At 53.9% G+C, this 25,238-nt stretch carries 22 protein-coding genes and 9 pseudogenes; 17 read left to right on the forward strand and 14 right to left on the reverse strand.

Translation table 11 applies throughout. The features are described from left to right. Positions 1-67: 67 nt before the first annotated feature. The 7 genes and pseudogenes from JSY17_RS00440 to JSY17_RS00470 form a co-directional block, all read right to left on the reverse strand. Positions 68-2,347 (reverse strand): TonB-dependent receptor family protein, encoded by a 2,280-nt coding sequence (locus tag JSY17_RS00440; protein ID WP_206401001.1) that lies wholly within the window; start codon positions 2,345-2,347, stop codon positions 68-70. Between the two features lie 58 nt (positions 2,348-2,405). Next, entirely contained in the window at positions 2,406-2,810 is a 405-nt protein-coding gene (locus tag JSY17_RS00445) for an ExbD/TolR family protein (RefSeq protein WP_206401003.1), read from the reverse strand. A 1-nt stretch (position 2,811) separates the two neighbouring features. Then, a complete protein-coding gene (locus JSY17_RS00450; protein ID WP_117184190.1) occupies positions 2,812-3,513 on the reverse strand; it encodes a MotA/TolQ/ExbB proton channel family protein in 702 nt (233 codons plus the stop codon). Positions 3,514-3,521: 8 nt separating this feature from the next. Beyond that, positions 3,522-4,334, reverse strand: a complete 813-nt coding sequence (locus JSY17_RS25815; RefSeq protein WP_332875261.1) for an energy transducer TonB — start codon at positions 4,332-4,334, stop codon at positions 3,522-3,524. A 35-nt stretch (positions 4,335-4,369) separates the two neighbouring features. After that, positions 4,370-5,182, reverse strand: a complete 813-nt coding sequence (locus JSY17_RS00460) for a DUF1868 domain-containing protein (protein ID WP_117184188.1) — start codon at positions 5,180-5,182, stop codon at positions 4,370-4,372. Between the two features lie 192 nt (positions 5,183-5,374). Further along, positions 5,375-5,706: pseudogene (locus JSY17_RS00465) on the reverse strand (hybrid sensor histidine kinase/response regulator); the annotation flags it as partial. Positions 5,707-6,136: 430 nt separating this feature from the next. Further along, positions 6,137-6,333, reverse strand: a pseudogene (locus tag JSY17_RS00470) (NagC family transcriptional regulator); the annotation flags it as partial. Here JSY17_RS00470 and JSY17_RS00475 point away from each other — a divergent pair. The 5 genes and pseudogenes from JSY17_RS00475 to JSY17_RS00495 form a co-directional block, all read left to right on the forward strand. Continuing rightward, positions 6,334-7,650 carry an extracellular solute-binding protein gene (locus tag JSY17_RS00475; RefSeq protein ID WP_206401007.1) on the forward strand — a complete coding sequence of 439 codons (1,317 nt, stop codon included), beginning with the start codon at positions 6,334-6,336 and terminating at the stop codon, positions 7,648-7,650. Beyond that, on the forward strand, positions 7,647-8,540 hold the full coding sequence (locus JSY17_RS00480; protein WP_206401008.1) for a carbohydrate ABC transporter permease: 894 nt from the start codon (positions 7,647-7,649) through the stop codon (positions 8,538-8,540). The genes JSY17_RS00475 and JSY17_RS00480 overlap by 4 nt, the downstream gene beginning before the upstream one ends. Continuing rightward, positions 8,537-9,430, forward strand: a complete 894-nt coding sequence (locus JSY17_RS00485; RefSeq protein WP_117184185.1) for an ABC transporter permease subunit — start codon at positions 8,537-8,539, stop codon at positions 9,428-9,430. Before JSY17_RS00480 ends, JSY17_RS00485 begins: the two co-directional genes overlap by 4 nt. Then, positions 9,427-10,533: an ABC transporter ATP-binding protein gene (locus JSY17_RS00490; RefSeq protein ID WP_206401010.1), complete on the forward strand. Its 1,107-nt coding sequence runs from the start codon at positions 9,427-9,429 to the stop codon at positions 10,531-10,533. Before JSY17_RS00485 ends, JSY17_RS00490 begins: the two co-directional genes overlap by 4 nt. A 6-nt stretch (positions 10,534-10,539) precedes the next feature. Beyond that, a pseudogene (locus JSY17_RS00495) lies at positions 10,540-11,070 on the forward strand (glycerophosphodiester phosphodiesterase family protein); the annotation flags it as partial. A 139-nt stretch (positions 11,071-11,209) separates the two neighbouring features. Here the strand turns inward: JSY17_RS00495 and JSY17_RS00500 are convergent. From JSY17_RS00500 to JSY17_RS00510, 3 genes are all read right to left on the reverse strand, one after another. After that, the gene (locus JSY17_RS00500) at positions 11,210-11,698 is read right to left on the reverse strand and encodes a hypothetical protein (RefSeq protein ID WP_318656821.1); all 489 of its coding nucleotides are present in this window, start codon (positions 11,696-11,698) and stop codon (positions 11,210-11,212) included. Further along, entirely contained in the window at positions 11,698-12,129 is a 432-nt protein-coding gene (locus JSY17_RS00505; RefSeq protein ID WP_117185661.1) for a hypothetical protein, read from the reverse strand. Before JSY17_RS00505 ends, JSY17_RS00500 begins: the two co-directional genes overlap by 1 nt. 177 nt (positions 12,130-12,306) lie before the next feature. Next, on the reverse strand, positions 12,307-12,489 hold the full coding sequence (locus JSY17_RS00510) for a hypothetical protein (RefSeq protein ID WP_200993013.1): 183 nt from the start codon (positions 12,487-12,489) through the stop codon (positions 12,307-12,309). Between the two features lie 374 nt (positions 12,490-12,863). Between JSY17_RS00510 and JSY17_RS00515 the strand changes: the two genes are divergently transcribed. The 11 genes and pseudogenes from JSY17_RS00515 to JSY17_RS25550 form a co-directional block, all read left to right on the forward strand. Then, on the forward strand, positions 12,864-13,031 hold the full coding sequence (locus tag JSY17_RS00515) for a hypothetical protein (protein ID WP_162881706.1): 168 nt from the start codon (positions 12,864-12,866) through the stop codon (positions 13,029-13,031). Between the two features lie 257 nt (positions 13,032-13,288). Further along, a complete protein-coding gene (locus tag JSY17_RS00520; protein ID WP_117164900.1) occupies positions 13,289-13,774 on the forward strand; it encodes a hypothetical protein in 486 nt (161 codons plus the stop codon). A 117-nt stretch (positions 13,775-13,891) separates the two neighbouring features. Next, entirely contained in the window at positions 13,892-14,266 is a 375-nt protein-coding gene (locus JSY17_RS00525) for a histone-like nucleoid-structuring protein, MvaT/MvaU family (protein WP_117164899.1), read from the forward strand. Positions 14,267-14,742: 476 nt separating this feature from the next. After that, positions 14,743-15,291, forward strand: a pseudogene (locus JSY17_RS25920) (MCP four helix bundle domain-containing protein); the annotation flags it as partial. A 39-nt stretch (positions 15,292-15,330) separates the two neighbouring features. Further along, positions 15,331-16,383, forward strand: a complete 1,053-nt coding sequence (locus JSY17_RS25925; RefSeq protein WP_408636078.1) for a methyl-accepting chemotaxis protein — start codon at positions 15,331-15,333, stop codon at positions 16,381-16,383. Positions 16,384-16,569: 186 nt separating this feature from the next. Next, positions 16,570-17,240: pseudogene (locus JSY17_RS25895) on the forward strand (MG2 domain-containing protein); the annotation flags it as partial. Beyond that, positions 17,241-17,783, forward strand: a pseudogene (locus JSY17_RS25900) (DUF2300 domain-containing protein); the annotation flags it as partial. A gap of 47 nt (positions 17,784-17,830) precedes the next feature. Next, the gene (locus JSY17_RS00545; protein WP_206401011.1) at positions 17,831-18,322 is read left to right on the forward strand and encodes a DUF4189 domain-containing protein; all 492 of its coding nucleotides are present in this window, start codon (positions 17,831-17,833) and stop codon (positions 18,320-18,322) included. Between the two features lie 178 nt (positions 18,323-18,500). Then, positions 18,501-19,037 carry a hypothetical protein gene (locus JSY17_RS00550; RefSeq protein WP_117164896.1) on the forward strand — a complete coding sequence of 179 codons (537 nt, stop codon included), beginning with the start codon at positions 18,501-18,503 and terminating at the stop codon, positions 19,035-19,037. A gap of 148 nt (positions 19,038-19,185) precedes the next feature. Further along, positions 19,186-19,638: pseudogene (locus JSY17_RS00555) on the forward strand (saccharopine dehydrogenase); the annotation flags it as partial. Continuing rightward, a pseudogene (locus tag JSY17_RS25550) lies at positions 19,639-20,030 on the forward strand (DUF2269 family protein); the annotation flags it as partial. A gap of 4 nt (positions 20,031-20,034) precedes the next feature. Here JSY17_RS25550 and JSY17_RS00565 read toward each other — a convergent pair. Further along, on the reverse strand, positions 20,035-21,258 hold the full coding sequence (locus JSY17_RS00565) for a DUF1444 family protein (RefSeq protein WP_206401013.1): 1,224 nt from the start codon (positions 21,256-21,258) through the stop codon (positions 20,035-20,037). A gap of 892 nt (positions 21,259-22,150) precedes the next feature. Between JSY17_RS00565 and JSY17_RS25930 the strand changes: the two genes are divergently transcribed. Next, entirely contained in the window at positions 22,151-22,486 is a 336-nt protein-coding gene (locus tag JSY17_RS25930) for a DUF4189 domain-containing protein (RefSeq protein ID WP_404823402.1), read from the forward strand. Between the two features lie 365 nt (positions 22,487-22,851). On the opposite strand, the gene JSY17_RS25820 is transcribed toward JSY17_RS25930, so the two are convergent. The 3 genes and pseudogenes from JSY17_RS25820 to JSY17_RS00585 form a co-directional block, all read right to left on the reverse strand. Beyond that, positions 22,852-23,355 carry an imm11 family protein gene (locus JSY17_RS25820; protein WP_332875268.1) on the reverse strand — a complete coding sequence of 168 codons (504 nt, stop codon included), beginning with the start codon at positions 23,353-23,355 and terminating at the stop codon, positions 22,852-22,854. Beyond that, positions 23,298-23,480 (reverse strand): annotated as a pseudogene (locus tag JSY17_RS25935) (imm11 family protein); the annotation flags it as partial. The gene JSY17_RS25820 and the pseudogene JSY17_RS25935, both read right to left, overlap by 58 nt. A 36-nt stretch (positions 23,481-23,516) precedes the next feature. Continuing rightward, positions 23,517-24,407, reverse strand: coding sequence for a hypothetical protein (locus JSY17_RS00585; protein WP_206401021.1), 891 nt, complete (start codon positions 24,405-24,407; stop codon positions 23,517-23,519). Positions 24,408-25,238: the final 831 nt, after the last annotated feature.

A 25,238-nucleotide genomic window follows, 5' to 3' on the forward strand; every position in this document is an offset into this window, starting at 1 on the left:
GAGGCCTTGGCGGCGATTCTGGCTGGAACCTGTTTTCTGTGCAATAAGCGCCTGCACGCAGATTACCTCATAGGCGTGTACTCAATGTGACGAAGGCGCTACGCGGCGAGCCGACCTTTAAAATTTGCAGGTTACCTGACGGGTCACTTGCTGCACTGGAGTCGGTGTTGATGGTCGAGATGTAACGACGGTCAAACAGATTGACGAGATTGAGCGACAGTGTTGTCTCCTTCAAATCCCCCAACTTGCCGAAGTCGTAGCCCATGCTGGCGTTGGTTACCCAGTATGCATCGACGCTGGAGTCGTTCGTGTAGGTGTAATAGCGCTTGTCCATGTAGTTGGTTTGCACCCCGGCGTTCCAGCGATCCCATTGCCAATCAAGGCTGCTGGAAAGCATCCAGCGGGGTGCGTCGATGACATCTTTGCCCTTGACCGCAACCTGAGCGCCGTTACTGTTGTAATTGTCTTCATAAACACTGCGGTTATAGGTCATGGTGTTAGACCAGCGCCAATGGGGATCTGGAGTCAGCGTCAGTGCCAATTCTAGGCCACGGCTGCTGACCGATCCCACGTTGGCCACGCCGTTCTGGCAAATCACAATCCCGGTACAGTTAGCGATTGCCAGCAAACGGTTATCGAAGCGTGTTCCGTAAAGCGCTGCCGAAGCTGCATAAAGCGGTGTGCTGTGGCGCATACCCAACTCAACGGTTTTTGAAGTTTCCGGTTTCAGGTCCTTGAAGCCGTTTAGTGCATCCAGTGTGGCCTGACTGGTGAACAGCGGACTGGAGGTGCCACTGGGAAACGCCGCCATATTTTCTGCGTAGGAGGCGAAAACTTCGCTTTGCTCGTCAATTTTGTAAGTGGCGCCGATCTGCGGAAGAAAGTTGTTACGGGCTTCGAGTGAACCGCTGGCTGAGGTGCCCGAGCCTTTGGCTGTTGAGGTGGTAACGACGTGTTTGGCACCGTATTCAAGCTTGAGGCGGTTATCCAGCAGCGTCCAGGTGTCACGAATATAGAACTGGCGAGTGAGGTCGTTGTAATCCTGGGCCTGGATCGTTGCCGCCCGGGGCAAACCGCTGACCTCGACAATGCCGCTTTGTGGCGCTGTTCCGGTGGTGTCGAACAGGTAACGATTTGCAGAGTTTTTATTGGACTGCACCCACATGCCAGCCTGGAACACGTGGTCTGCGACGTAGTAGGACAATGAGCTTTGAAAACCTGTTCGGTCAATGCCATAGAATGTGCTGCGAATCGAGTTGCTTGGGACTGTAGTCGACCCGTTGTTGAAGACGAATGGATAATAGGAGTTGCCAGCCCCCGAGTTGTGATGATGATAAACGGTGGTATCAAGTACCAGAGCATCACTCAAGGCGAACGTGCCACTGAGAATGTCGAGTTCGTCGTTACGGATGTTGCTTGAGTTATATACAGCATCGCTGACGCTGTTTACGCCGCCGCTGAATCTTCCATTGGCAGCGTTCACTGCGCGTTGCCAGTCGGGTGAATAGTTGGTCCAGTTGTATCCGAGCCGATCGATCTGGCTTCGTGAAAGCGATGGAATTGTCGATTCTTTGTATTCCGATTGGCTGTGAAAGAAGCTTAAGTGGTTATCGTCAAAATCATAAGTGACTTTGGCGTTCAAGGCGTGCGAGCGTTGTGGGCTGTCGCCTTTCCAGGTCTGGGCATCGTAGTTCTCGGCTGCAACGTAGGCAGCGAGCCCTTGGTACTGACCTGTATCGGCTCGCAAAAAGGTACGGGTGGTGTCGTAACTGCCAAAGGTTTGCGACAGACGGAGGCCTGGGGTCTGATCCGGATTGGCGCTTTTGAACTGCAGAGTTCCGCCCAGATCGCTGGTCGAAGAGGTACCTAACGCTCCTGTACCTTCGGCCACTTCAGTACTGACGATGTTTTCCGGAATGATTGCGCGGTTAATCGTCAGGCCATTGAAGTTACCGAAACTCATGTCCCCCAGCGTCACACCATCCAGCGTGTAGCCAAGATGATGCATGTCGAAGCCACGCAGGCTGATACGCTGGCTGCCCAACTCCCGGCCCAGCGGGTCGCTCGACTGGAAGTTGACACCTGGCAGACGCTGCAGGACTTTCATGGGGTTGCTCCCAGGCGCATAGGCCTTGGTGTCCTGCTCTGTAACCCGTTGAACCTGTCGCGTTTCTCCTTGGCCCATGACCGAGACCGTCCCCAGCGTTATTGATGTCGCACCAGTGTCCTGCGGCACATCGGCCTCTTCGGCTTTTGCCTGGCCAAGGGGAAGCAGTGGCAGGGTCAGGGCGATTTTCAGGCAAGCGGCGGTTAGCCGTTGCCCATTGAGCATCGGTTTGAAGTTCATGTAACTCATGTCCTTTCAGGCAGCAGGGCGCGATGAAATGCAGGCGTGGATGTTGGAGTTAGGGTGTTTCTGTAATCACGGATAACTGAGTGATACCCGCATTGCGAACTTCAGCAAGAACTTGCGCAACTTTTCCATATTCAGCGCTGCGGTCCGCTCGTAATGTAATTGCCGTATCAGGTTCCTGTTGATGCAGGGTTTGTAATGCGGCAGGTAGTTGGTCTATCGACAGGGCATTGGTGTCCAGAAACACTTGACCCTTCGCGTCCACACTGACGGCAACTGAGTGTTGTTGTGTTGCCTCCCCGGTGGCTGCAGTTTCAGGCAGGTTCAAGGCGATGGCATTGGTCAGCAAAGGGGCGGTTACTATAAATGTCACTAGCAAGACGAGCATGACGTCCACTAGCGGCGTGATGTTGATGTCACTGATGACATCGTCAGTTTGATTGCTTGAAAATGCCATTTCACATGACCCCGCTCAATACGCTGTTTTCTTTGCTGCGCGGTACGGCGGTCGGACGTTGCACTTGAAATGCATGGACCTGGGACAGGTTGAGGAACTCGACCGCAAACTTATCCAGATCGGCAACCAGCAGTTTCACCCGGCGCATGAAGAAGTTGTAAGCAAGTACGGCGGGAACCGCGACGGCGATACCCACCCCAGTGGCAATCAGTGCTTCACCGATAGGGCCGGCGACGACCGCGATACTCGCGGACTTGGCCGTGCTGATTGCGCTCAGCGCATGGATGATGCCAAACACAGTGCCGAACAGGCCGATAAAAGGTGCGGTGCTGCCAATGCTAGCCAACCAGCCCAGGCCACTTTCCATTGCTCGCCGTTCATCGACGATCAGCTGATGCAGATTACGCTCCAGCAAGTCTTGGCGATTCCAGGGGTGGCCCAGTTCCGTAATGCCTTGTCGGGTGGTCAGCACTTGCGCGCCAGTTGCCCCCAGTCGCGCTGCGGCACTTCCATTCTGCGCCACGTCTAGAGCCGCTTCAAGGCTTTCTGCGGTTTTGAAAGCATTTATGTATTCTCGACTCTTGCGACTTTGTCGCCACTGGTTCAGGCCTTTGAGCAGGAGCAGTGCCCACGTGACGACAGAAAAAAATAACAGGATTCCCAAAGATATCTGAGTGATGAGCGTTGCGTAGGCGTTATTCATAAGTAACCTCAGTTTGCGAGTTTGAAGGAGAGAGGGACGTTGACCCAGCCATCCGTGGCGACTTCTCCACGCTTGGCGGGCATAAATGTCCACTGATTGACGGCTTTGATAGCGGCCTGGTCCAGGCTGTCGAATCCGCTTGAAGTTAATATCTGAACCTGCTCCGGGCGACCGTCCGCCCGGACGTGCACCTTCAGCACCACCACACCTTGCTGGCGCAAGCGGGCAGCAACGGGCGGATAAGTCGGTGCCGGGTTGTTCAGGTACCCTGCGCGTCCGTAGGGGCCTACCAGCGCCGGTTCAGTGGCGGAGGAGGGAGGCTTGCCCGGGACCGTCTGTGGTGGTTGCGCCGACTCTTTAACGGGTTGCTCGGTCGGTTGTGCGGGGGACGGCGTCTTGTTCGCTATCGCGATTTTTTTCGGTGCCTGCGTGGGTGCTGGTTTAGGTTTTGGTTTTTGAGGTGCAGGTGTTTCAACGGGCTTTGGACTCTGGGGGGCAGGGGTAGCCGCCGCAGGTTCTGTTGGCGCGGATGAGCTCATCGGGGGCGCGACGGGAGGTGCCACCAATTGCATTACTACTGGCGCTGGTGGTGGGGTGGTTGCAATGTCGGCGGGGCTTTGTATCAGGAGCCAAGCCACCAAGCCGTGGACACCGATCGTCAGAAACAGACACAACAGAGTGTCCCTGCCCAAGTGTCCAGGCATGGAAATCGCGGGCAGTTTGATTGAACAGCCTGTGGCCCGAACGGCAATCGCGTCAGGCATCAGAGGCTCTAGATAATAATCCGGGCTTGGGCGCCGACGTACGCTAAACGATGACATGGACAGGCTCGCTGTAAAGGCTTGGGTAGACGCTGTTAAAGCGTTGCAGGACGCTGGCCTATGGCGAACTTGTCGTCAAAAGCCAACATATCGTTAAAGGTACAAAAGCGAGGGCTTTCCAACGTCAGAACACTTAATGTTTTCTTCAGATAAGCTCTGCAACTTTGTTGAACGAGCTCGTAGTCTTGGATTTGTTGAGCGTTCATCCACTTCACGAGATAGCCCAGCGTGATGTGAAATCCATAATCATCATGATGGGGTGAGCGAATCCCCAGGCAGTTGGCTAACCGATCTCGCACATCATTAAGTTTTTGAGTCTCGTGACTATTGGCAGGGACCAACCGCACTGTTGCACCGCTGTCCTTGTAAACATTGAAGTCATCGATGTGCATCTGTATCTGGAAATTCTCTTCAATAAAGAAATTCTTCAACCGCGCAGTGAAATATTGTGTGCAGGCTTGGATGGGCGCATTGCTGGGGACTTCACTTGGCCAGAACGGTGCCTTGCGTTTTTCGTCAATAACACCTTCAAAGACGGTCATGTGATAGCTGGAAGGCGGCAGCAGGCTCAAGCATTGACTGAACTCGTAATTGGCCAAGGTATTCCTGACGACGGTGAGCGCCTCGTTCAGAGGTGTGCGCAACGGTATCTGACTGATAATGGTGTTGCCGGCGAACGGTCGTGCTGTACCGTCTTCATAGAATTTACGGTTAACGTCGTAAGGTTTTTCGCTGTCGCCCTCGGTGGGGAGGGGAAGGGTAGACGCCGGCGAAGAGGCAAACGCGACGCTGGCTGTCATGACGCATGATTGCAGCAAGAAGGCGCGGCGCGTGTTGACGTTCATCATGAGATTAATTCCATTCATGCTGGGTTGCCAGAGCTTGAAAATCAGTAACCGGAAAAATTAGAACGTTCTAATTTTCAGCTAACCTAGCGCGTTTTTATGACGAAGAAATGACATTCATGACGATTTGAGCGTGGCTTTTGAACCTTCGCGGACTGAGTCCTGGTTCTGGCAGGTCCAAGCGGCAATCCGGTATCAGTTCAATGCAGGCGTCCCATACTCGACGTCTTGCATCTGATTCATTTTGAAACTCAGCAGTAATGAGCGAAGTTCTGCAGGGCGCTCGAGCTTGGGCAGAATCGGGATATCCGGATCGTTGAGTGATTGTTGTACGTATTGCAACTCATGGCCGGTAATCACAATGGCGGGTATCCGACGGCCTTGCAGTTCGCGCAGATAGCAATACTGTCGGCGCCGGTCGCGGCGCGATCAAGATCAAAGTCGGTGACGACAAGGTCGTAATCAACCCGAGTCTTGGGAATTGCTGAAGCTGTTTGCACATCGCAGCCCGATTTTCGCAGCAGCACTCACGCCGATCCTTGTATAGAACCGCACGATGGTTGCTCCACGTTCAGCGGCCGGTCCATTGGTGCTCGGACAATGCTCGTGAACTTTGAAAAAATCATGGTTCCCGGCGTATCGCCAAGGCATGTGCATCCAACGAGACAAAACAGGATCAGTAAAATATAGTCATAATTAATACACCTATCGTGTATTAGTATTCTCACCATTTGAAACGAACCCGCGTGGCTACTCTAGGTTCGTACTCTTTCGATGGTGAGCTGATTCCATGTCAACCATGATATTGCCCCGCCGCCTACCGCCGCATGAGCGCTGCCCTTGGCCTGAGCCGCATGCTGCCATGCTTCTTGCCAAGCCATCGTCGCTGTTTGTAACGCACCACAGCGGTGTCATTCCGGAAGTATGGTCTGCCACTGTGCCAGACCCCAAGGTGCAGACAAAGAAAAGCTCCTTGAGCGGCACTAGTGTGGCACCGTTGGTTTCACTGAGCAGCAATAGGGGGCGCGGTAGCGATGTGCCCCCCAGAAAGTCGTCGCTGCGATCAATCAGCGTCCCAATTCAGGTGGCAATTGCCCACCAAACACCAGAGCCTGGGGGTCGAACAGACCTGCCAAGTCATTGACCAGGCTCTCATGCCTTTCATCCATAAAATATTATCCATGCTGGCGCTGCTGTCACTCGCCACTCATACCCTGGCTGCATCAGCAGAGTTCTGGTATAGCCACGGCGGCGCGCCGGGTAGCGCCATCGTCGACCTGTGCAAAAGCTTCAATGCCAAACGTGATGAAGGTGATCGCCTGCACTGCATCCGTCAAGGAACCTACGAGCAGACCCTGCAGAAAACCGTGGCGGCTTATCGGGCCGGCTTAGGCCCCACGCTGGTGGAGATTTACGACGTTGCCACACCCGACATGTTGCTTGGTGGCGCCACCAAGGCTGTCGAGACCGTCATGGCCGATCACCAGAGGGCCTATTCCAGCGACACTTTCCTGCCCGTATTGCGACGCTATTACGCGGACAGTCACGGCCTTCTGGCGGCCCAGCCGTTCGCCGTCTCGACTGCCGTCCTTTACACCCATCGAAACGCTTTGGCCGCCGCAGGTATCAACGAGCCGCCCGCCACCTGGGAGGCGTTTGAGACTGCATTGCGTGGGTTGAAGAAAAGCGGTCATGCCTGCCCCCTCGCTACTGATTTTGCACCCTGGATCTGGCTGGAACAGACCAGTGCGGCACAAGGCACGGATGTTGCCCGGCGTATTGACGGGGCTGATCGTTACCAGTTCGACAAAGGCACGCACTTGCGCCTAATGAATGAACTTGCGCAATGGACCACTAAAGGACTGGTTCGATACGAGGATTCGACCCGCAGCGGTCAGCAGACGCTGGCATTCGCCAGCGATGAGTGCGCGATGCTGCTGGACTCGACCGGGGCATGGAATGTCATGCACGGTTCGCTCGAATCCGACATCGACGTCACACCGCTGCCGATCTACGCTAACTCCATTCGCAAGGCCAATGTCCCCGGTGGCTCTTCGCTGTGGGTGATGCGTGGGCATTCAGAGCAAGAGTATCGGTTAATTTCCGAATTCCTGACGTTCTTGCTGCTACCGGAAAACCAACGGGTGTTTAGCGCAAGGACCGGCTACCTGCCGGTCACTCAGGCAACAGCTGCGACATTACTATCCAGTGAACAGAAGCCGTCAGCGGTGAAGGCAGGTTTGACTGCGCTCAATGATGCAGAAAAGCCACCTTCCACGCCCTTGCGGTCTGGCTTCATCACACAGATGCGCCTGATCTGGTCGCAAGAGATGGAAAACGCACTGGCAGGCCGACAAAGCGTTGATAGCGCGCTGCGCCAGTCAACAATGCGCGCCAACGAACTGCTGAGCGTGTTTCAACAAATGCACCAGGCTCAGGCCAACGACCCGACTCACGAGGCTACGCCATGAAATCCGGCGCGCATTTTCCACAACCGCGTCTGGCGCTGCTGTTCGCCCTGCCACAACTGCTGGCGCTCGGGCTGTTTTTTTATTGGCCTGCAGTCAAGGCACTCTGGTGGTCGTTTCATCTGGTACCGCCCTTCGGAGGTGAGAATATTTTTGTCGGCTTGAGCAATTACTGGCGCGTTTTGAAAGACCCCGGCGTCCTTGCATCGCTGGGCTCGACGTTGGTCTTCAGTCTCTCGAGCGTGGTGCTTTCGATTCTCATTGCGCTTGTGTTGGCCTTATGCCTGGAGCTGAAATTGCGCGGCACCGCTATTTTTCGCAATCTACTGATCTGGCCATACGCGGTATCGGGCGCCACCATTGGTATCGTCTTTCATGTGTTGGCCAATCCGGTGATGGGTATTTTTGCTTGGCTCAACGCCATTGCACCGGATACCTGGGAACCCTATGCCAACCCGGTGCAGAGCATGCTGTTGTTGATCATGGCCTATGCATGGTGCCTGGTGCCGTTCAATTTTGTGATGCTGGTCGCGAGCCTGAAATCGGTGCCGGACGATTACCTCGCCGCCGCAGCGCTGGACGGTGCCAGCCCATTGCGGCGCATGCTCGATATACAGTTGCCCCTGATTGCGCCGTATCTATTGTTCGTGTTCGTCATCGACCTGCTGGAAAGCCTGTCCAACAGTTTCGCACTGGTGCACACCCTGACCCAGGGTGGGCCGGGCGATACCACCAACGTGCTGGCCTACAAAATTTATACCGACGGTTTCATGGGGCTGGACCTGGCAGGCTCATCCACACTTTCGGTCCTCATGCTGCTGGCGGTCGTAGTATTGAGTGTTGCCCAGTTCAAGCTCATGTCTCATCTGAAGCGCCGCGGGGTCAAAGCATGATCGAGCACAACCGACTGCTCAACGCAGGCGCCTACCTGTTACTGACTCTGGGCCTGGTGTTTGCATTGGGGCCTTTGTATATGGCCGTTTGCTCAGCAACGGTCAGCAATTCGCAACTGTTCACTCAAGGTCTGGCAGTGGTCCCCGGGGACCAACTGCTGGTGAATCTGCAGCAAGTGACAGCGCGCATGGACTTGCTGCGTTTGCTGGGCAACAGCCTGCTGGTCGCGACATTGGTGGTCATCGGCAAGCTGACGCTGTCGGCGTTGACCGCTTTTGCGGTCGTGTACTTTCGCAGCCGTTATACCTCGGTGATTTTCTTCGCTGTTTTAGGTGCGTTATTGCTGCCGCTGGAAGTACGCATCATCCCTACCTACGCCGTGGCCAGCGATCTTCTCGGTCCTTTTCGCAGCGTATTGCAATGGTTGGGAATCCAGTGTTTGCCGATACCGACGATCAACTTGCTGGACAGCTACCCCGGCCTTGCCCTGCCACTTATTGCCTCGGCTACCGGTACGTTTCTGTTCCGACAGTTTTACCAGACACTGCCTGCCGAACTGGCCGAAGCCGCACGAATGGATGGTGCCGGGCCGTGGCGATTCTTTATGGATATTTTGTTGCCTCTGTCGAAGACCAACTTCGCGGCGCTCGGCACTCTGGTGTTCATCGGGGCCTGGAAAGACTATCTGTGGCCATTGGTTGCGACCAATCGTGAGGATATGCGCACGCTGGTGCTGGGCGTCGCCAGCTTCCTGTCGACTGATGCCACTCAAATCCCCGAATGGAACCTGCTGATGGCCGCCGCCGTAGTCAGCATGCTGCCCCCCATTCTCGTCATTGCTTTCATGCAGCGATGGTTCGTCAAAGGTCTGATTGGAGTCGGTAAATGAGCGCGCTCACCCCTATTGCATGCGCTCCGGATATCGCCCTCAAAGGTCTGCACAAAGCCTATGGTGCCGAGCCTGTTTTTCAAGGGCTCAACCTGTCCTTCAAGGCAGGCGAATTGAGCGTCATTCTCGGCCCGTCCGGCTGCGGCAAGTCCACCTTGCTGCGTCTGGTTGCGGGCCTGGAAAGTGTCAGCCAGGGCCAAGTTGTTATGGGAGGCCTTGACGTTACCCGGCTGCCGCCCAGGGAGCGCCGCTGCGCCATGGTGTTCCAGAATTACGCGCTCTATCCACACATGAGCGTCTCCGAAAACATAGGTTATGCGCTCAAGCTGGGAGGCGTTTCACGCAAGGACCGACAACTGCGCATTCAAGCCTGTGCCATCTCGCTGGGGCTGGAGGGCCTGCTACAACGCAAGCCCGCCGAACTCTCGGGGGGCCAGCGCCAGCGAGTGGCGATCGGACGTGCGCTGATTCGCAAGCCGCCAGTGCTGCTGTTCGATGAGCCTCTGTGCAATCTGGACAGCGCATTGCGTCATGAGATGCGTCTGTTAATCCGGCATCTGCATCAGCAGACCGGTGCCACGATCCTGTACGTCACCCACGATCAGACCGAAGCCATGACGCTCGCTGACCAAGTGATGATTCTCAACAAAGGCAGCGTCGAACAGGTGGGTACGCCTGCCGAGATCTACGATCAACCGTCCAGCACATTTGTCGCCGGTTTCATCGGTAGCCCTCCCATGAATCTGCTGCCCGTGCACTGCCTGGAGGACAACTCCCTGATACTCGCGGACGGTCAACGCCTGCCTGTCAAGCTCGGCGTTGCCACTAGTCATGTGGGCAAATGGTTGCTAGGGCTGCGGCCTGAAGCCTTCACTCTTGATCAGCAAGGTGTCACGGCAACAGTGGAGTCCTCGGAAAGTCCGGGCAGCCATAGCCTGCTGTATTGCCAACTCGCAGGAACCCGCTGCGTTGTAAGTCTAGCCGGACGCCAGCACCTGATACCTGGCACCCAGATTAAACTGGCAATCAACGCCACCCCGGTGTTGTTCGATATCCAGAGTGGTCAACGCCAGTTCGTCTCTTTTTCTCAACCCGCCAAGTAACCGTCTATGCCCATAAAGCCTCGCTTCGTCCGCTCGCCGCTGATCGTTCACCACGGCGCCAAGGCCTACGTGCAGGAAAGCACTCTTTTAACCCTCGAAACAGCTGCTGAATGCGGCGTCCAGTAGGTTAAATAGATGTGAAAACTGACTCGCGACGCGCAGCCCATTGTCATTTATGACGACCTGCTGGACCAAACTAGCAACGGAAGCGCTGCTGTGGTCCTGCATGATCTGGATGTCATTCGCACACTCGACGCGGGCAGTTGGTTCGCACCCGAATTCGCAGTTCTGCAGATCCCGACTTTCGAGGAGATCGTGGCCTGCGTCTTGCGCCTTAACCTAGGGCTACAGGTCGAACTCAAGCCCACCATTGGCGACGACATCGAGACAGCGGAAGTCGTCATGCCAGTCCTCAAGCGACTATGGCCAGCCGATAACCACAAGCTGTTTGTATCCAGCTTTTCAGTGGGTTCACTCACCGCCGCACGCCGGTTACGGACCGACGTACCATTGGTCATTGCCTCAGTAGTCGCACCTGTGTTAGCAGGTGCTGTTGGTAGCAGCAATACTCTGAAGAAGACATGAAGTTTAAAAATGGTCGTTCTTGGCTCATGTTCAATCTAAAAATCTAAATAGAAAATGAAGCAAAAAACTAAGCTTGAAAAGTCGATGTCAGCTAAAGCATAGTTTGTCGGCTGTTGTGCCAATATAGATAGGCGAGCCCCACTGGAGCGATGAAGATTGCGAAGGACCAGCACATCGACATCGTTATCACTTTTGCTGCCAGCATAAATGCCGCATTTACAAAAAATATATTCCCGCCCATTATAAATCCAACCACGCGTTCGTAGAGAAAGCGCGAATAGGGGTAAAGCAACGTATTAAAAAAAAGCAAGGCAATCATACCAGGATTGGCTGACATTCCTTTAGTTGAGCTTGACAGTACCCAAAGGATTCCCGCGGTAATCAGCGCCCCAAATATGAGCTGCCGAGTATAGTAACTAGGGGGAAGGCCACCAAATGTTTTAAAGAAGAAAGATTGCATATAATCCTCTGGGTATGGGTGAGCAGCGAGGGACACCGGGCTTTGCAGCATCGCGGTGGAAATAATCGAAACTGCCAGCAGGGCGTTTGCGCGGGTTCGCCAGTGAGCAAGTGTATTCATCACAGCGCCTCCGACCATTCTTTGTGGATTGCTGCGATGCGTGCTGCGTAAGCCACAGAGAGGCAGACGGCATCCTTGCACGTGCGGACCAAGGCATCACGCCACTTTTTCTGCTGTGCGCCCATGGGGTCCAGCGCCTTGCCGGTCTCAACATCGACCCCCTTGGTTTCTGCCCTCACGTCGTCGACCAGATTCAACATTTTGGTTTCCTGAGCTCGCAGGCTGGTACTGGAACAGGCGATATCTTCGAGCGTGGTCAACTTTGCACTTTCATCGTCGCAGCGCTCAGCAAACCCAAAATCGGAATAGCCGGGCGGAATATCGTCGGCTCCAGCATTCGCGTGCAGGGTAAAGGCAAGGAGAAGGGCGCTTGTAACGCACAGACCAATCCTTTTTTTCATCTGTCTGCCTATTTCTATATTGATCGACACAATAGAGTGCCTTTCGACGAATTAGAAATACTACACCTGTACTATTGGAAAACCTTTGGCTTTGGGAAATGAAGTCGGTGGAAGCCTGTTCATTGTTGCTCCGGCAACGACTGCCTTCACCGTCGATCAGAGTCGAGCTGGTAACCTTCGCCTGTTCGCACTTGATTCCCAGGCTTGTCAGCAATGGATCAAGGCTCTGGATTTTTTGCTCTCGGAAGCATCCGATTCTACAGCGTCTGGCGCGGGCTGAAGGCGATAGTGGGCAAACGGTACCTCAACATAACCTTCCGGGATATCATCTTTGCTCAGCGGAACAGGTGTCAGCGGCAGCTTGCCGAAGTCTGCCAGTAACAGGCGCAAGTTGGCGGTGCTGTCATTGTTGGGGCTAAGAAAAGGAAAGTTGCTGCAAACGCTGAATTGATTAGTGTTGACCGGCTAGGTCGTTGGGCAGGAGTAATCATCACTTGCCTGAGCCCGGAAAACAGTGGTCGCACTTACAGCAAGAGCCAGAGTAGTCAGCAAGCGTTTGTGCATAAAAAATTCTTAACGCGATGCGCATGATGAGCATTGATAAAATTCTATACCCAGGGCGTATACGAACAAATAGCACATATGTGCTATTGAAAACGGTCCGGCATGAATGAATTAATTGCTGTCGTTGGTTACACATTTTCGAAGTCGACCACTAAACGCGACTTGTGACAGGCGAGCACGATCCCATGAAGGGGCTGTCCATGGAGTTGCCACTTGCGCTGTGGTTCGAGAGTGTCGGTTATTACGGTGCTGTGCGACTTGAGGGATGGATACCGTGCAGAGTGACTGCCCGTGTCCGTTGGCAGTCCGGACCCGGTGACACGCTGGCTTACATTGACGGCAACTATCGGGAAGAGGGCTGTCTGTAAAAACGATCAACAGTGTCTCGGGAAGCATCAGGTCAAGAATTACCAAGGATCCCCTTAATGAAGTACCCCGCTGTTGCAGTTATTTTGCTGGCTTTCACCTCTCAGCACGCTCTGGCGCGATCCATGGATTGTGTCAAGACATCAGCCGAAATTGAATATTTGATATGTGCCGATTCCCGTCTGCTCACTGCTGACTCCGTGACAGTATTGATGCACGAACAGGTGAGCCATACATACGGCAGGCGCAGAGCAATATTGTGCTGAAAGCTATCCAGGATCGTACCCGGCAATTGGGTCGGATTTCAGATCAGGCATCGCCGAAACCTGAGCTGGTTAAGCGAGCTATTGATCAAAGTACGTTTGATGCAGGATTTACAGGTGGGCGTTGCGCGGGAAGTAACGTCTCCTGCGAGTTTTTGCCGCAAGCGGATGCCTATGCTTACGGGTGTTTCGGGACTCGTTTTCATCAGAATAAGAACCGCGTCTGCAGTCTTTCTCAGGGCTGGGCTAGCGGGGACCTGTATCAGACCCTTGCTGTGGCAGATATTGTTGACCGGAAGCCGAAGCTGATTTCGACGTGCAAGCCCGGTATCAAGGATTGCGCTGAAGGCAGTTCTGGCTGGAATGCCAGGTCCGATGTTCCGGATGCAGACACGCAACTTATTTTTGAGCAAACCGATATCGGCGAGGTGGTCATCCGATATTTTCCGCTGATAAATGCCGTTTGTATAAAAAGCCAGTAGAGAAGCTGGTCTGGATAACATCGCTACCTGGGGCAACATTGAATGCTTTTCCGCGAGCGAACAGGACACTTCGGTTCGCCCGCCCATTCCAACTTCCAATACGTGATGGAGTTATAAATGTCCAAGCTTGCAGAGTTTCGTTTGCTGGAAAGAAAATTGGCCGAGCAGCTCAAAGAGCTGGAAGCGCTGAAAAGCGATGAGGGGCTGAAGAAAGAGATCGAATTCGAAACCAGATTGCGCAACCTGTTGGCCGATTACGGTTTCAGCCTGAAAAATGTGGTGGCGGTGCTCGATCCCCACGCTGCCGCTCCCCTATTGACGAATGACAAGCCCGTCACTGCGCGTAAAACCCGTAAAGCTCGAGTGATCAAGGTATTCAAGAATCCTGAAACCGGGGAGGTTGTTGAAACGAAAGGGGGCAATCATCGCACCCTTAAAGAGTGGAAAGCCAAATATGGTGCAGACGTTGTGGACTCCTGGCTCGTCCATTGAGTTGAATAAGTAAGCACCCGATAGCTCGCCGGGAGGTGACCGTCTAGGTTTTTATACATACCTCCCGGCTTTTTTCTTCGACGCGTTTTAATTTTTTATCTCTTGGGATAGCACATGTGTACTATTTTTTAACGTACTGGCAGCGGGTATCGTTTGGTCTTTATTGCAATCGATCATGACCAACCCGCCTTCATGCTCGAAAAAGGGTGAGCCCACTAAGCAAACGACTTACTAATTTCAAAAGCCGCCTCGTCAAAGCGACTTTTCAGAGAAAATCGGTAACAGAACTTCAATTTATTCTTAAAAAACAGTGCATTACGTCCACTCGTGTTTGTTCACTCTTTTTCTCACCGCAAGCCCACCAGAAGCACAGGTACATCAATAAAGTTTGCCCCCGTCCAGTCGATAATACTGATAGAGAGGTTCCTAGTGCTCGAAACCCTCGACACCAACAACGACGAGCCTGAGTATTCCACATGTCCCTGTTCATCAATCTGAAGCTCAAATCCAAGCTGCTGTTTGCTTTTGGTCTATGTGCGGTCATCACTGTCGGTGTTGCGGCGCTGGGGTACAGCGGGATCTCAACCATCTACAGCCTTTTGCAGAGCACAGTCAGCAACAACCTGGTCTCGATTCAGAAGACCGACTCGGTTAAAGCCAACGTGATTGCCACTCACCGGGACATGTTCAGAGCCATCAACCTGGCTTTGCGCAAAGCAGCCCCGGAAGACATTAACGCGGTCGTTTTGTCTTTCAAGGATAACCAAGCAGAGGCTGAGCAACAATTCAAAATCTATCGCGCCACTCCTCTGGAAGCTGACGAGCGCGCGGCAGGTAATGACTTCGAGCGGGACTGGCCCGCGTACGTCGCAGCTGCAGAAAACATATTTTCTCTATTGAAAAGTGGCGACGTCGACCAGGCCGTCAGGCTTGCTGATTCAAGCGCAACCCCGGCATATCGCAAGACCATTGGTGAAGTGAATATCATGATCGAGTCCAATGCCCGGCAAGCGCTTGACGTTGCCAAAGCAGGAAACGATACCAACCATGAAGTCACCTGGGCTCTGATTATCGGTGGACTTGTGGCAGCCGCTGCCGCCATCACTCTGGGACTGGTGGTCACGCGCATGATTACCCGACCGCTCTATCAGTCCGTGAACAGTGCCACTCGGATCGCTCAGGGCGACCTTACTCAAGAGATCACCTCGAACAGCGAGGATGAAACCGGACAACTGCTCAAAGCGCTGTCCAGCATGCAAAAAGACCTCAAAGGCACCGTGCAGCAGATCGCGGACGCATCCGATCAGTTGGCCTCAGCTGCTGAAGAGTTGACCGCAGTGACCGAAGACAGCACACGCGGGCTGGTTCGTCAGAATGATGAGATCCAGCAAGCCGCGACCGCGGTAAACGAGATGACTGCCGCAGTGGAAGAGGTTGCGCGTAATGCCGTCAGTACTTCCCAAGTGTCGAGTCAGACTGCAGAAGATGCGACCAAAGGCCAGTATCAAGTGCAGCAGACGGTAATGGCGATGAACACCATGGCTGGGGACATCAATGATTCCACGCAGCGTGTCGAAACCCTGGCCGGTCAGATTCGTGACATCACCAAGGTGTTGGACGTGATCCGTGGTATCGCTGAGCAGACCAATCTATTGGCGCTCAATGCCGCAATCGAGGCCGCTCGTGCCGGTGAACAGGGGCGAGGCTTTGCGGTCGTTGCCGACGAAGTCCGGGCTTTGGCCCACCGCACCCAAGCCTCCACGGGTGAAATCGAAGCGATGATCAAGGTAGTGCGCGCAGGCGCTGACGAGGCTGTGCAATCGATGGGCAAAAGCCAGTCGATGGCTCAAAGTACACAGTCGCTGGCAGCCGAGGCGGGCCTGGCATTGGAGCGAATCAGCGCCGGGGTCAGCGAAATCAACGAGCGCAACCTGGTGATTGCCAGCGCAGCCGAAGAACAGGCTCAGGTAGCACGTGAAGTCGACCGCAACCTGGTTAATATCCAGGACCTGTCTACCCAAACGTCCGCCGGCGCTAACCAAACCAACGCTTCGAGTCAGGAGCTATCCCGACTGGCCATTTCTTTCAATACACTTGTGGGTAAATTCAAGCTTTGATGGACTGCGACTTCCGAGCCAACCGGCACGCCCGTCGTCAAACATGTTCGACGCTGGCCGTTGCTGTTGGGCGGGCCGTGTGTGGTCGCCGGTGTTGCCGGTGCAATGTGCTGGTTCATGCACAAACCCAAGGCGCCAATGGCCGAAATTGCCAGTGACAAACTGCACTTGGGCCGCCCGGATGGTTTGCTGGAAGAGGCGCTGATTGGTAAGTACCGCGCCACGATCATGGTGTTCGTCTCCAATACCGTTGCGGTGAGCAAGGTTGCCGGTGATGAGCTTCTGGTGTGGGCTGCCCGCAAAAATGAAGGCAGTCCAGCCGAGAAGGTCAACGTACTCTGGACCAACGGCCTGGGCGTCATGACATGAGCAGTGGCGCGACTGATGCGCAGTGTTTACTCAGGCTCAAACACGTCAGCCCCGAACGCTCATTCTTGATCGGTGAAGATCAAGAGGGCGGTGTTTTCGCTGCGGAGAATTTCTATTACGACAGCGAGATCTACGACACCAAACTCTTCGCTTTCACTGACCGGCCGTTATACCGCCCCGGAGACTGGGTCTCGTAGAAGATCGTCGGGCGGGAGTTCAAGAATGCACGAGACTCAGTGGCGCCAGTCGCTGCCGATGTTGACGTGACCATCCTCGATGCCACCGGTACTGCGCTGCAGTCGCTGGCCCTGAAGCTTGATTCGAAGGCGGGCGCTCAAGGCCGCTTTCAGCTTCTGGACAATGCCGTTTCCGGTGGTTACGAAGTGCGTTTCAGGTACAAGGATCAGGCCTGCAGCAGCGCGTTTCGCGTAGCGGAGTACATCAAGCCGCACTTTGAGATATCCCTTAACCTTGCCAAACAGGGCTACAGCAGCAACCGACAGCGCGTCGCGTCGCGCCCGGCGAGTGCCGAGGCACGGCGTATAGCCGCGTGGACCAGCGACCTGATCCTCGTGGGCACGAATGTGACCTATCACTTGACGCAACCGGATGCCGACAAATTGCCCTGGGAGCAAGCGGTAGAACAAGCCAACGCGGGTCAGCGTTACGACGCCATCCTGTCCCACGCCTATCCACGCGCAAGCCTCAGTCGCTGGGACAATCCGGTCGCGTCCTGCACAGCATTGCCCGACGCTCAGGAGTGGCTGCAATAACAGCGCCGGGTCTGGCGTCAACGGCTCGAAGGGGAGGTAGGTTACAACGAAGTCAGTACCTTTGCCGTATGTGTTGTGGCTTTCGGTAATCCCCATTTCGACCGCGAACGCAACCGGATCTACGTACGCGGCCTGCTGTCGCTTCAAGACCGTCTCGACCTGACGCACGAGTACCTGCACCTGGCGTTCGAGGCACATCCAAATGGTCAGGATGAAGCGTATATCGAAGGCCTCGTCCGGCGTCTTTTGCTGGAATAGCGCTTGTGAACTTAACGATGAAGAGCACATCCCGAAGGACCCCCAGAATGTTACGTCTCCCGTTACTTATAGTTGGCCTGCTGCTGATCGCGCAGTCTTCATTTGCTCAAACGGCATGCCCAAGCGGTGTGGCGCCAGGCAGCCCCCAGTGCGGGGCTGACGCTGGTACATCAAGAGAAGAGGCGCCGCCAAGGCCAACAGGGGAGTGGATCAAGACATGGGGAGCAATTGCGGGTTATGCCCAGCGGGATGAAGTCTGGAGCACCACCGGTAAATTCAGTGAAGAAGACGCCTGGCAGGAAGTGCTGGGCAAATGCAATGCGTCGGGCGCTACGGACTGTAAGGTTGATATGACGTATTTCAATCCGTGCGTGGCAATGGCTCTACCATCAGCAGGTGTCGGCAATAGCAGTATCTACACGGGCAAAGATGAGAAAACCGCAGGCGCTCGCGCCATGGAAAGTTGTGAGCGCCGTCAGGGCGCAGTCTGCAAGGTAACATTTACTGAATGCACTGAGCCGTTCTTCAACAGGTTTTGATCTAAACGGACGCTCATCCTTTGGTGATTGTCATAGGGCTTATAGGCACTCATTACACACTGAGGATCGTGGCATCGGGAGGCCGATAGTACACCTGCACTATCGAAAAACTTCGAAGCGTCGAATATGCTTTTTTTCACGATTCGACCCATTTCAGTAATTTTGAACGAGACAGTGTATGACAAGCATGATGAATGAAAGGTCTGAGCCGACGGTAGAGCTTTCCGCCCAACCAGCCGCTGTCAGAGTTTTAAGGAACGCAGCCACAAAACATGCGCTTGTCGCCGTTCTGCTGTCTTTTTTGGTGGGTTGTACTTCGATTCCGAGTCAGGAACTTAGTAGTGTAAAAGATGCCCGGGGGAAAGATGTCAATGAGGCCATCGCAAAACTTGCGCCCCTGATGGGCGGCCCGCCGGATTGGGTAGAGCCTGATAGTAAAAATCCGGCGTACACCATCTATGGATGGACCCGATATAAGGGTACGTTTTCGGAGAATAAATACATGGGCGCCACTCATGACCGGAGCGCCGGGTATCTACAAATTACCGATCATTACCAACAACAAACGTGGAGAGAGTATTGCTCCGTCAATGTCACCGCTGACCCTCAAGACATCGTAGTGGATTACGAGGTGGAGAACTGTGGTTTTATGGACGCTTTTTTTGGAAGTGGTGAACTTAAGAAAAATTGTGTTCTGTGTAAGCTGGCTGAGTAATATTTAGTTCAGGGTTGTGGTCTTGGGTTTGCGACTGCGTTGTAAATAGTTCCATGTGTCGTAGAGCTTTTCACTATTTCATTTTATTCGACATGCTGTTCAATTGCTTTCAACTCGCTTGCCACCTCTGTAAGGAGACTGAATGTCTGATATCGACATTTTTGGCAGCCGTTATGGCGCGCACACCCTTAGTTTTAAAGTAGGCTCGGGCCTCAAGCTTGGGGGCGTAGCCAATTACCTGTTGGCAGCCTCCTTGCGCGCAGGGCTGGCATGGGATGTGCCGCACGACTGCATCGCTGGGGAGCGCTGTTCGAGCGCTTCGGTGACGGTCTCAGTGCGATGTGCATTGATGTGAAGGGTGTCGGCGTGGACGGTAAAGCCCTGACTATGAATGCGTAGCTAACGGCGCACAACGACAAAGGTCCGGAAATACCCAGTTGCGCTGCGGTTGCGCTGATGGCGAAAGTCACTCAGCAGTATCGTCCGCAGCCAGGCGCTCGACCCTGTGTGGGGGGAGGTCAGCGTTGAAGAGTATCTGGCAGCTATGAACGATCCGCAGAATATACAACTGGCCGTACGCTTCTCGGATGAGCAGGGTTGATCGAGGCTTTATCTGATCGCTGCCAGTCGCACTCGCAACCCGCAAGTCACCGCTCATGTCTGTGCGATGGTGGTGCGTTTCGATATCTGGATTAACGCCCACGGCTACCTGCTGGTGACGCTTGCGGGGCTGTACCCTGGTTGATGACTTCGGTGGCGATCTTCATTGGCGTCGGTGCCCTCTGGCTGCCGGTCCTTGTCCTGCAAAAGCGGATGCATGGGCTGGCATTGAGCGCGGTTGAACAGGGCCTGTTACTGGATGATCGATACCACACCCTATATCAGAAATGGTTCTGGATGGGCGTTTGCGGTTGTTTCGGCGTGTTCAGCGTGGTGTTGATGATGGTGACGAAGCTGACCCCGTGGCAGTGGTTTGAAGTGCTGGTGGCCTGATCATTTACGGTCGTTCGCTGAGCTGTTCGGCCGTCGGGAACCCGTCGACCCGGTACCTGACCGGGTAGAGCGCCACGGGCTTCATCAACTTGCCGAACCAGCGTTCAAGTTCGTCCCATTCCACAATGCGCGTATGGGTTGTTCCATCCTGCAGAGGTTGAACAAGCGAAATCCGGTCTGTTTTGGGAAGCAGCGTGATGACGTTTTCTGCCCAGCTACAGATGGAAAAAGTGCTTTCGCTGGACTCGTCCAATTTGTAGAGCAAGTAAGACGCAACGAACACATCCTCCTGTTGTTCCTCATGGAGCGCATCAAGAAGCGTCTTTTGTGAATCGTATTCACCCTGAAGGAGCATGCGTTCCAGTGTGGCGAGACGGGCCTGGCTGTCCTGATCCTGAGGCAAGAACGTGACGACCTTTTCGTCCTGATACGTATACAGCTGGCTGGAAACGGCGCATCCGGTTTCGATCACCTGGAAGCAGACCTCGATCATGTGGCGAATTCCGTGCTCATCCTTGGCGCCGGCCACCATCAAAACATCGCGGGTTGGCATCATGAAAACGGGCTGTCCCTGCAAGGGGATTCGCTGCAACACGTCAGGCAGCAGTACCCGACTGATGTCATAACCGTCATTCCAGCGACCGACATGAAGTCCCGGCGCAACCTCTTCGAAGCAGTCTTCGGTGTCCTCACGCAGGTTTCGAATTGCAATCGATAATGCTTCGTCCAGCGTGATACCCCATTCATCAGGTATACCGTTGAACAAGGTTGATAGCGAATCGGGGTAATCGACGGCGAGCAGTACAGCGCAATCTTTGCCAAAGGCCCGCTGGGCTATTTCGAACGGGGCTTCCCAGCCTTTAGTGCGGACCTGATTCAGGCGAATTTCCTCATACGTCGCCAGGCTACGAATAACCGGCCGCAACAGGGCTCTGGTGTCTTCGAAAGTCCGGGACGATGCTGAGGGGGCGGAGCTGGCATGGATAAACACCGTCACATACCTGGCCACTATTTGAGGCTTTTCGGTTTTATCAGCGTTCTGATACTCGTCAAACGCATTGTGAAGATTCAGGTAGCTGTTATCGCCATGCTCGATTCTGAATTCTTCCGGGCGGTATTCAATAGGGCCGGTAAAGCCTTGTTCGCGGGCGGCGGCGATGAGGTATTCAGCGAACTGCTCTTTTGTCAGCGGGCGATTGAAAAGGCTGTTGAATAGGTTTTTGAGCATACTTTTCAATTCCCGTAGTGAAATTTCCAGACCCCACCTAGGTTCCGGACTTGTCGTGTTGAATAGTACAGGTGTGCTATTGAACGCTAAAGAGGGTGTGCGATCATTAACGTCAGTTCAGTTCTTATTGTCAGCAACTCCGGGAGTAAACGCTGGTGCATAGATTTGCTTTGGTGCTCGCCGTACTGTCCCCACTCGTCATCGCCCCAAGTATGGCTTTTGCCGCACAGCCTGACTGGTGGTTAATCTTTGGAAGTGGGGATAAGCCGAAACGGCAAGTCATTTATGCCGATGCTCTTTCCGTCGCGGATACTCCTTCGAAATCAGGTGCTGAACCCACTCGCTCAGTGGTTGTTGTTTATGTTTTCGAAGACAAGGACAAGCCTCTTTACGCCATGTACACGATTTCCTTTCAGTGTAAGGCTGGCCGGTACCGTGTAGAGGCAGCGAATGCTCAAATGCCTTCGGGTGAGATCACCCAAGAACCAACGAGCAGTCAGTGGGCGCCGGTTGCCCGCAGCGTGATGGAGCGGCCCTATGATTTCGTATGTAACGCGAGCTCTCGGCGAACTAACGGCATGATCAAAATAGGTCGACCGGAGCTCGCGAATACGTTGCCGGAGTTCACCTATAGAGCGTTTTGGGGGCCTGAGACTAACGCTCCACGTCAGTGAATAGATAACGTCAGGTCAGCGCTACCACTGCCTTGACGAGTCTGGCGTACGCTGACCGGCAATCTGGTTCGTTACGCGGGTACCCCCTCAGAAAACAACTTTCGGCGTACATGCCAGCGCGCAGACAAGGTGCCCAATGGCGCGCAGGCGGGCAGCGCTCAGTGCATGCCCCATTAACCGCAATCCAGCAGAGAGCGACCTCCTCGCCCAACCGGCGAATGGATCAAAACCTGGGGAGGGGCGATTGTCAACTCAAAAAAACTCCCCAGGCATGTGCTGCGGTGGCTCAAGTGTCAAAGAGCGACGCGGAAAAGGATGCCATCGATCAGTGCCAGTCTGCGGGGTTTCAAGAGTGCTATGTCACCTTTACCTACATGAACCAATGTGTTGCGATGGCAACTCCAGTGTCGGGCGCCGCAGAGAGTCACATCTCATCGGTGGCAGATATTCCACTTGCTTCGCGTAACGACATAAAGAGATGTCGTGAAAATGCTGGCGTTGAGTGTTCGGTCATTTACAGCGACTGCACGGAACCAGTGTTTAGAAAATATTGATGAGTCTGCAATAAGCTGTTGCCCAGACGTCAATGGGTGGGCTTCATCTAAACAGTTAGGGGAAATACATGCCACTCAAGATGTTCAGTTGCGCAACGCTCGCACTTGCTTTGATCGGTGGATGTGATCAGCGCTGATCATTAGCAATACCCCCGGTCGTTGAGCTTCGGTCTTTAAGAAGGCGGTCACCCGGAAGCTGACAACGTTAATACTTTTGAAATAAGGTTCTGTACTCTGAATACAAAGTCTTACATCTGCGATCAACTGTAAGTTACGGGTGCAGGGCATTTTTCCAATAGCACACCCGTACTATAGGTCCGTCTTTAACGGGTATGTTATTAAGACATTCAGACTGGACATACCTTTCACATATCGGCAGCGTCGCGCCATAAAAGACCACCAGAAACTGGCTTGACGCCAATACCGGCTTTTCTAATCGCGGTGTACATCATGCGATCACAAATGACTGACGACTTCTTCTCAGCCATGCGGAAAACATGGGCAGAACCCACAAGATCCTTTTTGAAGGCGAGATGTGCGCCACCTGCAAAGGTCATTATCCTGAACGGTTTGCCAGTCTCGAATTCATGACCTGTGCGAACCTGATAAGTAGATTTTTCTTCATCTAATGCCGCCATCATGCGTACCACGTCACAGAGGTAATGCGGCGGACCATTTGAACCATCCGGCAGCGTGTAGTTGCACGCAAGGAAATTGAATCCATCTGGATCTATTGATTCGAAGACTTGCTTGAGACGCTGGGAGACCAGCCAGTACCCGCTGAATCGACCCTCAAGATCAGGGGGGGGGGCATTCGCTTTGACTTTTTGGCATGCACCAAATGCGGCACCTCCGGCAGGGACGGAAATCCACCGTTTTCAGGCCTGAGAATTCGGCTTGGAGGCGCTAAAAGGGCATCCAGGTTTTCGATCTCAACGTCCATCTCGGACCCACTGCCGAACTGTTCTTTTTCCGGTAATTGCCTAGTAGTCATTTAAGCTTCTCTTGCTGGAGTCTGCCGAGTCTTCGGTCAGAGAAACTGCGGATAGCCACTCTTTATGCGTTTCAGAACAGCCGCGATGAGAGAGTGAGGCTCAGCGCAAGGCAGATCTTTTAGCACCGACCACGGCCCATCAATCAGCACGTGCCCCGTTGGAAAGTCTGCAAGGTTGCCCCGACGTCGTAGCGCAAGGACTGCCAGTAACTCGATCGGGAAGACGCGATCAAAGTCATAGTCGAATTCGTAAGATTTCGAACCCCTGCTGTATTTACTCCGACTGATATGGAATTCAGCGGCCTGCCTCATGTGGTGCGCAAAAGTGTTCTGGTCCTGGGTCTTCCAGTTATCCAGAAGCCCCTGATAGGCGGCAATCAAGGGCTTGCGTGGCTCAAACAGAGTCGACAGTGCATAGGCGTCGCAGAGCAGGAACGTTAAAAACACATCGTGGGTGTTGTGGGCGATTCGACGTGACTGAGGGAACAGATTGAGCCGCGCATCTTTCTCCGCCATTTCCAGATAGCGCTGCGCGCTCATCTTGCCTATATCCCAGTGAGACAGCACTGTGGGGCCTGCAGCACGCAGGCTATCTGAGTACTCCTGGGGCCATTTGCCAAGCTGTGGACGCAACTGACTGTGTACCGCATCCCAGCGCAGCAACAGCGCACGGCTTTCAATCGTCCACCTGAAAAAACAAGCAAGCTCATTCAGATCCGCACGAAAGTAGGCGTCGCAGGCGGCGACGCTCCAAAAGTGGCTGATTCGTCCAAGCTGTATTCCGACCTTGGGGCTAAGGCGGCCGGCAACTGCGAGATGATCTTCCATGGCGCTTGTATAGCGGTCGACATCGCCCGAGGTCCGGGCCCGATCAAGCCATTGCATGCATTCCGGAATCAAGGACTTTAGTGACAGGTGCAACTGCATGTCTGATTCCTCAGCGTGAATTAATCATGGTGCGTATCTCAGTGCGGACTCATCCGGGAAGTCGGCAGTCCTGACGATAAGGATGCTGTGAGTGCACAGCTTGTTTGCGAGGGAATTCGCCCTCATCAAACAATGCAAACTACTGGATAGGAATGCATTTTCTGTAGGAGCTGCCGAAGGCAGCGAAGCATGCTGTGCAGAGACTGGAGTGAGACAGCGAGTGTCAGCATTGAAGATAACGTGGCACGAAGCATATTGATTACTCGACCTGAATGAACCTTTAAATATCTCTCTAGCGGGAAACAGTAATTGACCCGATGATGATTTGCGATAGCACAGGTATGCTATTGAATTGCTGGAATCAAGATTCACCTGTTGACGAGCAACATTTTAATAATGCGGGGTGGTGCTTTGGGATACGCTGCTCGCAGAGAAAACGGCTAGCGCCGTGCAATGCCGTTGCGTTGCGACGAGAATATGGGTCATGTCTATTTTGTAGTGGGCAACCAGAAGCTCAGCCTTAATATGAGAGATCTTCAGGTTGTTTGGAAGGTTCGTCACCTTCAATTGTTAAAACCAGATCAGCCGTCTAAACAGCCAAGCAATCCTGCTCATCAATTTGCTATGTGATTCCACTGGAATCAGCTCGTTCTGTCGCCGGGGTGATTCCAGTGGAATCGCTTCACGTGTTCAGAAAAACCTTGATGCCACGACGATCACTTCCAGATGAGCACACTCCTCAAGCGTTCTGCGCCTTGCTTGCTCAAAGCCGCTGTTAACGATGGTTATGGTTATGATTATGGGCTCTCGCTCACGTACCTGGAGGGTGGC

It is taken from the genome of Pseudomonas capsici, assembly GCF_017165765.1.
Lineage (GTDB): Bacteria > Pseudomonadota > Gammaproteobacteria > Pseudomonadales > Pseudomonadaceae > Aquipseudomonas > Aquipseudomonas capsici.

Coding starts and splice junctions, on each gene's coding strand:
- JSY17_RS00440 (WP_206401001.1), bottom strand. CDS start 2,347: ATGAACTTCAAACCGATGCTCAATGGGCAACGGCTAACCGCCGCTTGC.
- JSY17_RS00445 (WP_206401003.1), bottom strand. CDS start 2,810: ATGGCATTTTCAAGCAATCAAACTGACGATGTCATCAGTGACATCAAC.
- JSY17_RS00450 (WP_117184190.1), bottom strand. CDS start 3,513: ATGAATAACGCCTACGCAACGCTCATCACTCAGATATCTTTGGGAATC.
- JSY17_RS25815 (WP_332875261.1), bottom strand. CDS start 4,334: ATGTCATCGTTTAGCGTACGTCGGCGCCCAAGCCCGGATTATTATCTA.
- JSY17_RS00460 (WP_117184188.1), bottom strand. CDS start 5,182: ATGATGAACGTCAACACGCGCCGCGCCTTCTTGCTGCAATCATGCGTC.
- JSY17_RS00475 (WP_206401007.1), top strand. CDS start 6,334: ATGCCTTTCATCCATAAAATATTATCCATGCTGGCGCTGCTGTCACTC.
- JSY17_RS00480 (WP_206401008.1), top strand. CDS start 7,647: ATGAAATCCGGCGCGCATTTTCCACAACCGCGTCTGGCGCTGCTGTTC.
- JSY17_RS00485 (WP_117184185.1), top strand. CDS start 8,537: ATGATCGAGCACAACCGACTGCTCAACGCAGGCGCCTACCTGTTACTG.
- JSY17_RS00490 (WP_206401010.1), top strand. CDS start 9,427: ATGAGCGCGCTCACCCCTATTGCATGCGCTCCGGATATCGCCCTCAAA.
- JSY17_RS00500 (WP_318656821.1), bottom strand. CDS start 11,698: ATGAATACACTTGCTCACTGGCGAACCCGCGCAAACGCCCTGCTGGCA.
- JSY17_RS00515 (WP_162881706.1), top strand. CDS start 12,864: ATGGAGTTGCCACTTGCGCTGTGGTTCGAGAGTGTCGGTTATTACGGT.
- JSY17_RS00525 (WP_117164899.1), top strand. CDS start 13,892: ATGTCCAAGCTTGCAGAGTTTCGTTTGCTGGAAAGAAAATTGGCCGAG.
- JSY17_RS00545 (WP_206401011.1), top strand. CDS start 17,831: ATGTTACGTCTCCCGTTACTTATAGTTGGCCTGCTGCTGATCGCGCAG.
- JSY17_RS00550 (WP_117164896.1), top strand. CDS start 18,501: ATGACAAGCATGATGAATGAAAGGTCTGAGCCGACGGTAGAGCTTTCC.
- JSY17_RS00565 (WP_206401013.1), bottom strand. CDS start 21,258: ATGCTCAAAAACCTATTCAACAGCCTTTTCAATCGCCCGCTGACAAAA.
- JSY17_RS25930 (WP_404823402.1), top strand. CDS start 22,151: ATGGATCAAAACCTGGGGAGGGGCGATTGTCAACTCAAAAAAACTCCC.
- JSY17_RS00585 (WP_206401021.1), bottom strand. CDS start 24,407: ATGCAGTTGCACCTGTCACTAAAGTCCTTGATTCCGGAATGCATGCAA.